At 29.6% G+C, this 14,426-nt stretch carries 14 protein-coding genes, 1 riboswitch and 1 other annotated feature; of the genes, 8 read left to right on the forward strand and 6 right to left on the reverse strand.

Annotation, left to right across the window (positions count from 1 at the left end):
- Positions 1-94: 94 nt before the first annotated feature.
- Positions 95-910 (reverse strand): pur operon repressor, encoded by an 816-nt coding sequence (purR, locus tag LQE93_RS12330; protein ID WP_231073860.1) that lies wholly within the window; start codon positions 908-910, stop codon positions 95-97.
- Between the two features lie 254 nt (positions 911-1,164).
- Here purR and murC point away from each other — a divergent pair, with 254 nt between their 5' ends.
- Together murC and LQE93_RS12340 are read left to right on the forward strand one after the other, a co-directional pair.
- On the forward strand, positions 1,165-2,541 hold the full coding sequence (murC, locus tag LQE93_RS12335; RefSeq protein ID WP_186837753.1) for a UDP-N-acetylmuramate--L-alanine ligase: 1,377 nt from the start codon (positions 1,165-1,167) through the stop codon (positions 2,539-2,541).
- Positions 2,542-2,560: 19 nt separating this feature from the next.
- Positions 2,561-3,379 carry a purine-nucleoside phosphorylase gene (locus tag LQE93_RS12340; protein WP_055265075.1) on the forward strand — a complete coding sequence of 273 codons (819 nt, stop codon included), beginning with the start codon at positions 2,561-2,563 and terminating at the stop codon, positions 3,377-3,379.
- 263 nt (positions 3,380-3,642) lie between these two features.
- Here the strand turns inward: LQE93_RS12340 and LQE93_RS12345 are convergent, their stop codons facing one another.
- Positions 3,643-4,719, reverse strand: coding sequence for a M24 family metallopeptidase (locus LQE93_RS12345; RefSeq protein ID WP_055265077.1), 1,077 nt, complete (start codon positions 4,717-4,719; stop codon positions 3,643-3,645).
- Positions 4,720-4,894: 175 nt separating this feature from the next.
- Here LQE93_RS12345 and LQE93_RS12350 point away from each other — a divergent pair, with 175 nt between their 5' ends.
- Positions 4,895-5,593 (forward strand): metallophosphoesterase family protein, encoded by a 699-nt coding sequence (locus tag LQE93_RS12350; protein ID WP_055265079.1) that lies wholly within the window; start codon positions 4,895-4,897, stop codon positions 5,591-5,593.
- Between the two features lie 140 nt (positions 5,594-5,733).
- Here LQE93_RS12350 and LQE93_RS12355 read toward each other — a convergent pair whose 3' ends face one another.
- Positions 5,734-6,525, reverse strand: a complete 792-nt coding sequence (locus LQE93_RS12355) for a cytochrome b5 domain-containing protein (protein ID WP_186837752.1) — start codon at positions 6,523-6,525, stop codon at positions 5,734-5,736.
- Positions 6,526-6,678: 153 nt separating this feature from the next.
- Positions 6,679-6,900 (forward strand) — a binding site (T-box leader).
- 60 nt (positions 6,901-6,960) lie between these two features.
- Between LQE93_RS12355 and asnS the strand changes: the two genes are divergently transcribed.
- Complete coding sequence (gene asnS, locus LQE93_RS12360; RefSeq protein ID WP_055265083.1) at positions 6,961-8,355, forward strand: asparagine--tRNA ligase; 1,395 nt, start codon at positions 6,961-6,963, stop codon at positions 8,353-8,355.
- 218 nt (positions 8,356-8,573) lie between these two features.
- Here asnS and nrdG read toward each other — a convergent pair whose 3' ends face one another.
- Both nrdG and nrdD read right to left on the reverse strand, forming a co-directional pair.
- Positions 8,574-9,083, reverse strand: a complete 510-nt coding sequence (nrdG, locus tag LQE93_RS12365) for an anaerobic ribonucleoside-triphosphate reductase activating protein (protein WP_186837751.1) — start codon at positions 9,081-9,083, stop codon at positions 8,574-8,576.
- A 276-nt stretch (positions 9,084-9,359) separates the two neighbouring features.
- The gene (nrdD, locus tag LQE93_RS12370) at positions 9,360-11,471 is read right to left on the reverse strand and encodes an anaerobic ribonucleoside-triphosphate reductase (protein WP_055265087.1); all 2,112 of its coding nucleotides are present in this window, start codon (positions 11,469-11,471) and stop codon (positions 9,360-9,362) included.
- Positions 11,472-11,759: 288 nt separating this feature from the next.
- On the opposite strand from nrdD, the gene LQE93_RS12375 reads away from it, so the two are divergent.
- The 4 genes from LQE93_RS12375 (at position 11,760) to thiT (ending at position 14,186) form a co-directional block, all read left to right on the forward strand.
- Positions 11,760-12,605: a DegV family protein gene (locus LQE93_RS12375; RefSeq protein WP_055265089.1), complete on the forward strand. Its 846-nt coding sequence runs from the start codon at positions 11,760-11,762 to the stop codon at positions 12,603-12,605.
- A gap of 5 nt (positions 12,606-12,610) precedes the next feature.
- On the forward strand, positions 12,611-13,066 hold the full coding sequence (locus tag LQE93_RS12380; protein ID WP_055265091.1) for a PadR family transcriptional regulator: 456 nt from the start codon (positions 12,611-12,613) through the stop codon (positions 13,064-13,066).
- Positions 13,067-13,150: 84 nt separating this feature from the next.
- On the forward strand, positions 13,151-13,354 hold the full coding sequence (locus LQE93_RS12385; RefSeq protein ID WP_055265093.1) for a hypothetical protein: 204 nt from the start codon (positions 13,151-13,153) through the stop codon (positions 13,352-13,354).
- A gap of 22 nt (positions 13,355-13,376) precedes the next feature.
- Positions 13,377-13,479: riboswitch (TPP riboswitch) on the forward strand.
- 53 nt (positions 13,480-13,532) lie between these two features.
- Entirely contained in the window at positions 13,533-14,186 is a 654-nt protein-coding gene (thiT, locus tag LQE93_RS12390; RefSeq protein ID WP_231073862.1) for an energy-coupled thiamine transporter ThiT, read from the forward strand.
- 27 nt (positions 14,187-14,213) lie between these two features.
- On the opposite strand, the gene LQE93_RS12395 is transcribed toward thiT, so the two are convergent.
- Positions 14,214-14,402 carry a ferredoxin gene (locus tag LQE93_RS12395; protein WP_055265097.1) on the reverse strand — a complete coding sequence of 63 codons (189 nt, stop codon included), beginning with the start codon at positions 14,400-14,402 and terminating at the stop codon, positions 14,214-14,216.
- Positions 14,403-14,426: the final 24 nt, after the last annotated feature.

Consider the following 14,426-nt stretch of genomic DNA (forward strand, 5'->3'; position numbering starts at 1 on the left):
TTGCTTTATAATAGATATATTTCTATAAAAAGTTTTAAAACCCTTTTTTTTACTAAAATTTCTTATTTATCTAAAAGCAACTGTAGATTTTATATTATTTAATAAATTCTGATGGTCTTACATGTAGTTCTTCTGTATTCTCATCAAATTCTAATTCAATAAGGGCTATGTACTCACTAGCTCTCTTATTTTTTATACCTATATTATCAACTAACACACCTGTTCCTACTAATTCAGAATCAAATTCTTTTAAAAGGTCTTTTATCCCTTGAGCAGTTCCACCACCTCTTAAAAAGTCATCTATAAATACACATTTGCTTGATGGTTTCATTGACTTTTTAGCTAAGGACATTTGTTGAATTCTTCCGCTTGTTCCTGAAACATAATTTATAGTAACAGTTGGTCCTTCTGTTATTTTGTTATCTCTTCTTATTATAACTAACTCAATTCCTAAACATTTAGCAACTTCATAAGCTAATGGAATACCTTTAGTTTCTACAGTTACTATATAATCAATATTCATATCTTTAAAATATGAAGCTAAAATTACACCTGCTTTACTAATTATTTGAGGATTATACATTATATCTGTTAAGTAAACAAAATTTCCTGGTACTATTCTGCCTTCTTCTGTTAGTAAATCACATAATTCATTGCAAAATTCTAACTTACTTGCACTTCCCATATCTGGTATAAACTTTATTCCACCTGCTGCTCCTGAAATAGTTTCAATTTTACCCATCTCTAATTTTTCTAATAATTCTCTTACTATTACTATATCTTCACTTATTGTAGATTTATCAGCATTTAAAAGTTCCGAAAATTTATTTAATCCAACAACTTTGTTAGGAGTCTCTGTCAATATCTTCGTAATGGCAACAACTCTATTGTTTCTACTTAATTTTTCCATAACCCTTTTCCTTCCTTTTTATTCAAAATCCGAATTATTCCAACTTCAATTCGCCCTAATATTCATATTCTATTCTATATTACTTCTATTATCAATAGTTTTAACTACTTAATTTTAAATAATTCTTACAATTATAATTGAATTTTATATTTATATCCATAATTTTTTTATATATTTATGAAAATTTGTGTTCAACTTCATAAATTTGTATATAATTATAAATGAAACTATTCTATTTAAAAGGAGTTGATATTTTGTCTTTTGATTTAAATACTGATAAAAACAAGAAAGTTCACTTCATCGGTATAGGCGGAGTAAGTATGAGTGGACTTGCTGCTGTTTTATTAACTAAAGGATATAAAGTTTCTGGTTCTGATGCAAAAGAATCTGAAGTGTTAAATAAATTAAGAAAATCTGGTGCTGAAATATACATAGGTCACAATAAAAACAACATTAAAAATGTGGATTTAATAGTATATACTGCTGCAATTCCTGCTAGTAATCCAGAAATAATAGAAGCAAAAGAAAAAAACATTGAACTAATGGATAGAGCCGAGTTCTTAGGATATATAATGAAAGGTCATAAATATAATGTAGCTGTAGCTGGTACTCACGGTAAAACTACAACTACTTCTATGCTTTCGCATATAACTTTAAATGCAAACCTTGACCCAACTATTTTAGTTGGTGGTGATGTTGACGCTATACATGGTAATTTTAAAATAGGTGAAAGTGAATATTTCGTTACTGAAGCTTGTGAGTATAAGGCATCTTTCCTAAAATTCTTTCCTTACATAGGAATAATATTAAATATTGATGCAGATCACTTAGATTATTATAAAGATATAAATCATATAGAAGACACATTTAAAAAATTCTCTGACTTAATTCCATCAGATGGATATTTAGTTGGTTGTGCAGAAGATGCTAGAGTTATGGAAGTTTTAAATTATGCAAAATGTAATACTATAAGTTATGGTATAAATAAGGGTGATGTAACTGCACGTAATATAAAGTTCAATAATAGAGGTTGCGCAAGCTTTAGAGTATTTAAAGATGATACCTATCTTTTCGATATTGAATTAAATACAACAGGATCGCATAATATATTAAATGCATTAGCTAGTATTTGTACTTCTCTTATATTAAATATACCTCATGAATATATAGTTGAAGGTTTATTTGATTGTAAGGGAGCTCACAAACGTTTCGAGCATAAAGGTGAATTTAATGGGGCTACAATAATTGATGATTACGCTCATCATCCTGTAGAAATTGCTGCTACTTTATCAACAGCTAAGATTATTCCTCATAAAAAAATATATTGTGTTTTCCAACCACATACTTACACAAGAACTAAAACTCTTTTTGAAGAGTTTACTAATTGCTTTAAAGATTCAGATGAACTTATTTTAATGGACATATATGCTGCAAGAGAAAAAGATACTGGTCTTATTTCATCTGATCAATTAGGAGATGCAATTAGAGCAACTGGTTTAAATTGTATAAATCTTCATACTCATAAAGATGTTGCAGATTATCTTGCTTCAAAGGTTGAAAAAGACGATTTAATTCTTACTGTTGGAGCTGGAGATGTTGTTAAAGTAGGAGAACTTTTACTAAATAGATAAAAATTAAGAGGTGATTTTAATGGATTTATTAACTCAAATTAAAGCTTCTGCTGATTTCATATTAAGCAAAAGTAATTACAAACCTGAAATTGGACTAATACTTGGTTCTGGACTAGGATCTTTAGCTGATTCTATAGAAAACCCAGAATTCTATAATTACTCTGATATTCCTAATTTCCCTACTTCAACTGTTGAAGGCCATGCTGGAAGATTAGTTATAGGAACTTTAGGTGGAAAACAAGTTGTTGCAATGCAAGGTAGATTCCACTATTACGAAGGATATTCTATGGAAAAAATAACTTTTCCAGTAAGAGTTATGAAATTATTAGGAGTATCAAAGCTTATAGTAACTAACGCTTGTGGTGCTGTTAATAAAGATTTTAACGCTGGAGATTTAATGGTTATAACTGACCATATAAACTTCTCTGGTTCAAATCCTTTATTCGGACATAATTTAGATGAGTTTGGGCCAAGATTCCCAGATATGTCTGAGGCATATAACTTAGAATTAAGAAATAAGGTATTAAATGTAGGTAAAGAACTTGGAATAGATTTAAAACAAGGTGTATATGTAATGTTCTCAGGTCCAACTTATGAAACTCCAGCTGAAGTAAAATTCGCTAGAATTATGGGTGGAGATGCTGTTGGTATGTCTACTGTTCCTGAAGTTATAGTTGCAAATCACTGTGGAATCAAAACAGTTGGTATCTCATGCTTAACTAACATGGCTGCAGGTATTTTAGATCAACCTTTAAATCATGAAGAAGTTATCGAAACTTCTGCTAGAGTTAAAAATGACTTTATAAAATTAATGAATAGAGTTATTGAAGTAATTTAATACTTAAAAATATAACTTTCTAATAAAAAGTCGGCATAAAGCCGGCTTTTTCATCTTTTTTTCTCAATTTTGAAAGAAAATTTTTTTCATTTATTCTCATAACATTCCCCTTACTGAGCCTCTACTTTATATAACGAAATATTTATATTAATCTTACACTTTCCATATAAAAATTTTATCATAAAAAAATAAGAGCTAAGTTTAACTTAACTCTTATTATAATTAACTATCTTTTACATATTACCTAATTAACTATTGCCTATTTAAATTACAGTAATTTCTTTAGTAACTGAATTTAGAACTTCACATCCATCCTTTGTTACAAGAACTAAATCTTCAATTCTTACTCCTATATTATCTTTTAGGTATATACCAGGTTCTACAGAGAATATCATTCCAGCCTTTACTTCATCATGATTTACTGAACTTACATTACCAAAATCATGAACTTCAATTCCTATACTATGCCCTGTTCTGTGAGTAAAATATTCTCCATATCCAGCATCAGTTATTAAGTTTCTAGCAGCCTTATCTATATCTGAGAATTTAACTCCTTCTTTTATTATAGAAATAGCCTTTTCATTAGCATTTTTAACTATATTATAAATTTCAGCATGCTCTTTACTTGGTTCTTTCCCTATAAAGACTGTTCTAGTCATATCAGAGCAGTAGTTTTTATATCTTCCACCAATATCTAAAACTACACTATCTCCAACTTTAATCTTATCCTTACCTGTTCCATGATGAGGATCTGCTCCATTTGGACTAGTAGCTATTATTGGAGAGAATGAAAATCCTGATGCACCTTCTTCTTCATATATCTCTGATAAAAGATTAGCATAATATTTTTCAGAATTTCCTGGTTTTAAATTCTTCCAAAGCTTTAGCATAACGGCATCATTAATTTTAGAAGCTTCTTTCATTATTTGAATCTCTTCTGCATCTTTAATAGCTCTTAACATATCAATTATTGGTGATGAATTTGTAAATGTTTTAACTACATTTCTCTCCATTAAGTCAATTAAGAAAGTTGCACGAAGATCTTTATCTACACCTAAAACTTCCCCAGCCTTAACTATCTTAGCTAATCTATCTATTGGATTTTCAATATCATCGTACCAAACAATTTCTACACCTAAGTCTTCGTGTATAGGGAAAAGCTTATTTACTATAAATTTATGATTTCCATTAGCATCTAAATATAATGCTAAAAATCTCTCACCTGGATGAATCATTTTTCCTGTTAAGTAAAAAATAGATTCAGGCGATGTAACAAGTATTTGAGATAAATTATTTTTTTCCATTTGAACTAATACATTTTTAACTCTTGAATCTTTCATTTTTCATACCTTCCATTCATATTCCTATTTAATCATTTTAATTTATAAAAAAATGAGTTTCTTTAATAAATAATACTTCAAAATTTTTATAATATCTATAACTTTGAATTTATTCTTTTATTAATAAATTTGAATGTTATAATTATATTATTAGTAAATAGGAGGAAATAAATTTATGAAAATAGCTGCAATCTCAGACATTCACGGAAACTTATATGCACTTATGAAAGTGCTTGAAGATATAGATGAACAAAAAGTTGATAAGATAATCTGTCTTGGTGATTTAGTAGGATATGGACCACATCCTAATGAAGTAGTTGCTTTAATAAGAAGAAGAGAGATTCCATGTATAAAGGGTAATTACGATGCTTCTGTTGTAGATGGTGATTATACTTATATTAGAAATACAACTATAAATTCTTTTTCTTTACCTTGGGCTGTTAATGAAGTTAGAGTTTCTAATAAATACTATTTAGATTCTCTACCTCTTAAATTAGAATATTCTATTAATGGAGTTAATATAGTATTTACTCACGGAAGTCCTGAAAAAATAAATGAGTACTTATTTGAAAATGGAGAAAATACCGTTCAAGCAATGAACAACTTTACAGGTGATGTTTTAGTTTGTGCACATACCCACATACCTTCTTGCAAAAAATTTGATAATAAACTTTATATTAATGTAGGTAGTGTAGGAAAACCTAAAATTGGTCGCCCTAACTGCACTTATGCACTTATAGATATTTCTGATGACGGTGAAGTAAATGTTTCTATTAGAGAAATTGAATATGAATTCAAAAGAATAGTTAAGGATTGTGCTATGTTAAACTTCCCTAATTCAATAACTCACTCTTATGAAAGTGGCCAAGAATAACTTTTAGTACCGTTAGTTAAATAATTATATTTCTTTGATGTTTAGAAGTAATTTGCTTATTCAAAGAGATAAATATAGCCTTCAGCTAGTGTATATTCTAGCCGAAGGCTTTTTTATTAATTAAATTTATATTTTTCATTCTATGACTCTTTAAGTGTACCTACAACAGTTCCATTTTTTAATATATCCAAATTATTTGAATGACACCCTTCAAAGTATGCTGTTAAATCCTGTCCTGCCATTAAACCATAATGCATTCCACCTTGCCATTGTAGAATTTTTGTAAAGTCATATACGACTCCATTTACAGCTGCATAAACTGGCATTCCATTTTTACCATTATACTTGCTTAATTCCTGCTTAGTAAAAACCCTATCTCCTCTATTTTCTTCTTTTAACTTACCAACTACTCTTGCTTTCTTTATTAAATTTAACTTTTTACTATGACACTTATAATACTCTTCAGTTAATACTTGGCCTGCTAACATTCCATGATGTTGTCCATTTTTCCACTTATTTATTTTACTTACATCATAAATTATCCCATCTATAGCTATATAAGGCGGCTTTCCATCTTTCCCATTAAACTCAGAAAGCTCTTGCTCTGTAAGTATAATCTCCTCTCTTTCAATATTATGTTTCTCGTTACTCTTTTTCTTTCTTTTCCTATTTTCATTACTATCATTTTCTTTCTCTTCGATATTATTATCAATACACTCATCATTATAATCATTTTCATTATTCTCTTTAGTATTCTTAATATCCTTATCCTCTTTATGTTTCTTATTTTCTAAATGTTTGTTTATCTCATCACATATATTACTAATAGATTTAAGTATGTTATCTATAGATTCTTTAGGATAGTCTTGAATTGATATCTTTAGTCTATTTAGTTCTTCATATTTTTCTTGTAAAAAATCCTTCTTATTCATTACAACCTCCAATGAATACTCTATAAATATATATTATGAATTTAGGTTGCAAATGTTAGTAAAGTATTGTAAAATCGAATTATTAAAATTAAGGTAGAGTTTAATAAATCTAACTTATAACCTTAACACTAATTAAGATTTATTCATATAATTATATTAACTATGATGAGAAGAGTAACTTTTAAATGTAGTCTTAGCGAGTAAGGGATGGTGTAAGCCTTATACGAAGTTAAAAGCGAAGAACATCTCGGAGTTTCTAACCGAAAAAGCAATTGCTTGTGTAGGCTTAGACGGCTAAATACCGTTAATAATTTACTAAGTGGCCTTTTTAGGCAATTTGGGTGGTACCACGTAAGTAATCCTTTCGTCCCATATTTTATGGGAACGAGAGGTTTTTTTATTTTATTTAATAATGTTACAAGGAGGTAAAATTTTATGAAAAACGAAGTTTTAGTTAAATCACTTTACAGAAATTCTGAAGAGTTTTTCTCTAAGGATATTGTTATATCTGGATGGATAAGAACTTTAAGAGCATCTAACGCATTTGGGTTTATAGAAGTAAACGATGGTAGTTTCTTCAAAAACGTTCAGGTGGTTTTTGATAATAATTTAGAAAACTTTAAAGAAGTATCAAAGCTTCCAATAAGTTCATCTATAAAAGTAATGGGTACTTTAGTTGCTACACCTGAGGCTAAACAACCTTTTGAAATACAAGCAAAAGAAGTAGTTATTGAAGGTATGTCTGATTCAGATTATCCACTACAAAAGAAAAGACATACATTTGAATATTTAAGAACAATAGCTCACTTAAGACCAAGAAGTAATGCTTTCTCTGCAGTATTCAGAGTACGTTCAGTAGCTGCTTATGCTATCCATAAGTTCTTCCAAGACCAAGGATTTGTTTATACAAACACTCCAATCTTAACAGGTAGTGACTGTGAAGGTGCTGGAGAAATGTTTAGAGTAAGTACTTTAGACTTAGATAACATTCCAAGAACTGAAGATGGAAAAATAAACTATAAGGAAGATTTCTTTGGAAAAGAAACTAACCTTACAGTTTCTGGTCAATTAAACGCTGAATGTTACGCTTTAGCATTTAGAAATGTTTATACTTTTGGACCAACTTTCAGAGCTGAAAATTCAAATACAGCTAGACACGCTGCTGAATTCTGGATGGTTGAACCTGAAATAGCTTTTGCTGACTTACAAGATGATATGGAGTTAGCTGAAGCAATGTTAAAATACGTAATCAAATACGTTATGGATGAATGTCCTGAAGAAATGGCATTCTTTAATCAGTTTATAGAAAAAGGACTATTAGATAAATTAAATCACATAGTATCTTCTGATTTCGGAAAAGTTACTTATACTGAAGCAGTTGAAATGTTAAAGAATTGTGGTAAGACTTTCGAATATCCAGTTGAATGGGGAATTGACCTTCAAACTGAACATGAAAGATATTTAACTGAAGAAATATTCAAAAGACCAGTATTCGTTACTGACTATCCAAAAGACATTAAGGCATTCTATATGAGACTTAACGATGATGGAAAAACTGTTGCAGCAACTGACTGTTTAGTTCCTGGAATAGGAGAAATCATCGGTGGAAGCCAAAGAGAAGAAAGACTTGATGTATTAAAGGCTAGAATGGCTGAATTAAATCTTAAAGAGGAAGATTACTGGTGGTATTTAGAGCTTAGAAAATACGGAGAAACTAAGCATGCTGGATTTGGTCTTGGATTTGAAAGATTAATAATGTACATCACTGGTATGTCTAACATAAGAGACGTAATTCCATTCCCAAGAACAACTGGTCAATCAGACTTCTAAAAAAATAGAGCCCTAAAAGGGTTCTATTTTTTTAACTTTTTTTATTTTTTTACAAATATGTTGTATATAAATTCTAATTTAAGTCCATACTTATAATGTAATAACAACTTGCATTTAATGCAGGTCCCATCCCCCCATTATTAATGAAAAAGCGCGCAAGCGCTTTTTTTGTGTTCTTTTATAATAATCCATCTAAAAACTTAGTTATTAAGCAAATTCTAATATTCTAAAATAGATATTTTGTCTCTAAGTAAGCTCTCTTTTACATCTATTATTCTTTGATTACTAGACCCTCTAAATCTAAGTCCATCCTCCTTTTTATCCAATTGAAATTTTCCATCTACTAATACATCAATATTTTCAAGCAATTCTCTAACTTCATTATCATTTTCCATCTTTTCTAATAGACTCTCAAATGTATATCCTGTATAACACCATATATTTAATCCAGCATCTTTAAAAGCCTTAGCCATATATGCAAATTTATCTGCTTGTTCTAAAGGGTCTCCTCCACTAAAAGTTACACCTTTTATCATTTTATTTTTTAATACATCTTCTATAAGCTCATCCATATTTCTTACTTCTCCACCTGAAAAGTCATGTGTTTCTGGATTAAAACAACCTTCACAATTATGTTTACAACCTTGTGAAAAAAATACTCTTCTCATTCCCGGTCCATTTACTAAACTTTCATAAGCAATACCTGATAATCTTACTTCCTTTACCAATATAACCACCTCATATATCATTAAACCTATTTATTCTTAGCTAATTAATATATCTGCAAAACTCTTCAACAACTTCTATCGTAGATACAGTTTCACCTAAATCTATTATTAACTTTATCTACGACACTCATAACCTCCCTATCTTAATTTTAAAATATATTATTGTATTATTTTGACTTTATCCATATTTTTAAAAACACTAAACTAACTATAATAATTATTAAAAAAATAAAGTTACCTACATTAATGCTAGTAACTTTATTTCTTTGAAATCATCTATTTATAAGAATTTTTCTTTCCGCTAAAATGACAATACCTATCTTGTCTTTCTTCATATTTTCCTGGGCCAAACCTTTCATCTAAACTTAAATATCCTGTTACTCTGGATACTCCTTGAATATTACTTCCTTTGCAGTTTGGACAAGTTACTTCATGACTAAATAAATAATTACCACAATCCTTGCAATATCTTATATGAAAATTTATTCCTACATAGCTTATATTAGTTTCTTTATAAGCATAGTTTAATATATCCATGATAGTCTCCGGTGATGGCCTATCATCAACTTCTATATAAGATATATGTCCTGCGTTACAAAGCTTATGATAAGGTGCTTCAATATCAATTTTATCCTTTATTGATATTGGGTATTTTACTGGTATGTGATAACTATTAGTGTAATATTCCTTATCCGTTACACCTTCTATAATTCCATAAACCTTTTTATCATTTTTTATAAATTTTCCTGATAAGCCTTCTGCTGGAGTAGCATAACAGCTCCAATTTAAATTAGTCTCCTCAACTAATCTATCTGTATATTGCCTAATAAAACCTACTATCTTTAGTCCTAATTCTCTTGACTCTTTACTCTCACCATGATGCTTTCCAGTTAAAGCAACTAGTGCTTCAGCAAGGCCTATAAAACCAATTCCCCAAGTTCCTTGCTTTAATATTGGCTCAATAGAATCATCCTCTTTTAACCCTTCTGAGCCCCTTAGCAATCCTTGACCTGCTACAAAAGGTAAATCCTTAACTTTAAGATTTTTAAGAACTCCATATCTATTTAGGAGTGCTTCTTTTGCTAATGATAATCTTTGTTGTAATATTTCAAAAAACTTATCAATATTTTTTCCTGATTCTATAGCTACTCTTGGAAGGTTTATTGTAACTGGTGCTATATTTCCTCTTCCTTTACAACCTGGCTCTCCATTAACATTTTTCATTAAATAAGTCCTACATCCCATAGTTGCTGGCATATATCCCTTATCATAAAATTCTTTATTGAAATCTGCATCTATATTCATAAATGTAGGATTCATTCTTTTAGATGCTACTCTACATGCTAATTGATATAGATAATGATATGGATCTTTAGGCTCCCTATTTACACCTTCTTTTACTCTAAAAATGATATTAGGGAATATAGGTTGTTCTCCCTTTCCTAATCCTTTTTCATATTCTTCTAAAAATGCTTCGCATACAAGTGCAGCATCTCTTGTATATGGAATACCTAAATTTATAGAACTAAATGGAACCTGTGATCCTGCACGAGAATGCATAGTATTTAGATTAAATACTATTCCTTGCATAGCTTGATGAATTCTCTTATTTAATTTTTTTTCTACTAATTCATCTAATCTTTCCTCGTCAATTCCAAGCTCCTCTAATTCCTTTCTTATTTCTTGTCTTGTAGGTTCTATGAATACACTTATATCGTTATCGAAATCTGGATGAGATTGACCTCCAAACATATCATTTTGACTTGATTGAAGTAATATGCAAGAAAGCTCCGCTGCAGTTTCTATTCTTTTTGGAGGACATATTGTTCCATAACCTGTATTAAAGCCTTTTTCCAAAATCTCTTTTGTTGGTATATGAAGACAATTTATTGTAAGATTATAAGAATCTAAATCATGAAAATATAATTCTCCATTTTCATGTGCCTTTGCTAAGTGCTTAGGCATAGTAGCTAAATTGTGCCATTTATTAGATTCAGAAGCTATTCTCAATAACTTTGAACTAAAATTATTTCCAACATTCGCGTTATCTCTATCAGTTTCGATTCCTATCTTATTAATCGCTTTCATCAAATCTGATTTTATCTCTCTAACTCGTGTTCTTTCAATTCTGTAAGTTGAATATACCTTTTGAATTTTTTCATATCCGCTATCATTTAAAGCTTTTTCAACTAAATTTTGTACTTCTTCTACAGATACTTTTTCTTTTCCAGTCATCTCTATATAATTTATAGCTTTTTGTACGATATCTAATACTTGGCTTTCTCTAAGGTTATATTCAATCTCCTTAGCAGCTTTTTTTATAGCATTAGCAATTTTATCTGAATTAAATCTTACTTCTCTACCATCCCTCTTTACCACATATAGCATTTTCTTCACTCCCTACACACAATATCTTGTATTATAATTATAATTTTTTTAAATTTTTAAAGCAATTTCGATTTACCTATATAGCTGGTAATCTAGCCTTATTTTTGAATGTTTTTTTATTTTATCTTCCTTTTTTAACACTTATTAAATATGTCTATTTTATTTTAAATTGTACAAAATATATAACAGATATTATCAATACTGATAACTACATATACATTATCAATATTGATAATGATATCTTTTATGATATAATAAAATTAATAAAATAATTTCGGAGGATTAATTATGCAAAAAATTGCTTTAATAACCGATAGCGGTAGTGACCTAAGCTTAGAAGAACTTAGAGAATATAATGTAAACTTATTACCACTTAGAATTTCTTATTCTACTGGTGAATATCAAGATAAAATAGATATAAAAGCTAGTGATGTTTATGCGAACTTAGATAAAGAGGTACCAAAAACATCTTTACCAAGCCCAGAAACAACTGAAAAAATACTAACTAAATTAGAAGAAGAAGGATATACTCATGTAATAGCAATATGTATATCTGGTGGTCTTTCTGGAACAGCTAATTCATTAAGATTAAGCTTAGAAGATCATCCTAACCTTACTTCTTATGTTTACGATACTAAAATCTTAGCTTATCCTGAAGGTGAAATAGTTATAGAAGTATCAAAGCTTATAAAGTCTGGAAAAACTTTCGAAGAAATAATCGAAGCTCTACCTAAAATTCGTGAAAAAATAACTGGTTACTTTACTATAGATACCTTAGAATATTTAAAAAAAGGTGGAAGAATCGGAAGAGTTGCCGGAACTCTTGGAGAAATGTTAAATTTAAAACCTATAATTACAACAGATGAAAATGGTGTATACTACAATATTGTTAAAGCTAGAGGCAGAAAACAAGCTTTATCAAAACTTACTGATATATTAAAAACACACCTTGCAAAAAACAAATGTGATGTAACTGTACTTCAAGGTGGTTGTGAAGCTGAAGCCATCAAATACATGGAGTCATTAAAAGGATTAGACAACATTAATAGCTTAAAACTTTCTGAAATCAGTCCTGCTCTTGGTGTACATGGCGGTCCAGGATTAATGGGCTTCTGTGTAAAGGTTGTTGATTAATAATTATGGCTAATTATGATTTTAGCAACATAGAAGATCTAAAGGCAGAAGAAAAGAGGCTCCATGAAGAGTATAAACAAAAACTTTCTGAACTAAAAAAGGTTCAGAAAGAAAAAGAAGCTGTTGGGCAAGTATTCGCTAAAGGACTTTTACCTATATATGTTTTATATATATTAAGTATGGGACCTACTAACGGCAACGATATATCAACAAAAATATCTGAAAGAACAAAAGGACTTTGGTCTCCTAGTACTGGTGGTATATATCCATTATTAAAAAAGCTAGAAAAAGAAGGCCTAGTTGTTGGTGAATGGAATGATTTAAAAAAGAAAACTCAAAAATTGTATTCTTTAACTCCTCTGGGTGAAAAGGAGTTTTCTTACAGAAAATCTTTATTAAAGCCAAAGATTGAAGAATCTTTAAAAGTATTTAGATTAGTTTATGGTGATTTGTATTTATAAATTTTACACTTAAGGGAAAACCTTAGGTGTATTTTTTTTTAAAATTACATAAACTAACACAAAGTTATCTAAGGAGGAATAAATATGAAAGGAACTATTTTAGATTATACGCCAACGGAAGTATTTGTCTTATTAGAAGATGACTCAGTTGTTACTCTACCATTATCATCATTCAGCCATACATCTCCAATAGGTAGTAATATAAGTTTAGATAGATTGTACAACGGCACTTATAGTATTAATTATAAACCTTCTAACATACATGATAAATCTATTGACTTTTTTTAGCAATTTATATAATATATCTTATATAAGGTGCTAGGGGTGCCAATTGGCTGAGAGATGATTTTATCATTAACCCTTCTTTACCTGATCTGGGTAATACCAGCGTAGGGAAGCTATATACGGATTTTTATTATTTTCGTTTAACTGGTACCTCTTGCGCAAAACAAGGAGGTATTTTTTTATGACAAATTTTCTAGCAACCTTATCAGAAAATTTTAAAACACTATTTAGTAGTCCATTAACACTACTAACATTACTTGCATGCGGTATTTTACTAATTGCATTTATCAAATTTAAATCTATAAAATTTAATGCTCAACTTATGGCTAGAATTGGACTAGCTTTAGCATTAGCTATCATATTAGATATGATAAAGCTTTACACATTCCCTAATGGTGGTGGAAGCGTATCTCTTGGTAGCATGATTCCTATATTTATAATCTCATATGTTTATGGACCATCTGTTGGGATATTTACAGGATTCCTTTTTGGCTTATTAAAGCTAATGATTAATCCGTATATATTAAGTCCTATTCAAGTACTATTTGATTATCCTCTTCCATTTATGGCTGTAGGGATAGCTGGCTTCTTTAGGGATAAAAAACTAATTGGAGCTACTGTAGGAATGTTTTTAAGATTTATATGCCACTTTATTTCTGGAGTTGTTTTCTTTGGTGAATATGCACCTGCTGGTATGTCTCCTGCAATATATTCATTAGCAGTAAATGGTCCAGCTGTAGGTATAGAACTTTTAATTTGTTTAGTAATATTAGGATTACTACCTTTAAATCAAATATTAAAAACACTTAATCCGAGTTCAAATATTAATATATAAAAAAAGATGCCCATTAGGCATCTTTTTTTAATCTACTGATATTGCACTTACTGGACAGCTATTAGCTGCATCTTGTGCTTCATCTTCTTTTCCTGCTGGAACTTCATCCACTATTGTATGTGCTTTTCCGTCATCATTCATATCAAATACTTCTGGACAGATTGATGGACACATTCCACATCCAATGCAAGTTTCTTGATCTACGTTTGCTTTCATAATTATCACCTCTTATAAAAAATC

The organism is Clostridium sp. NSJ-145 (assembly GCF_021044725.1).
Classification (GTDB): domain Bacteria; phylum Bacillota; class Clostridia; order Clostridiales; family Clostridiaceae; genus Clostridium; species Clostridium disporicum_B.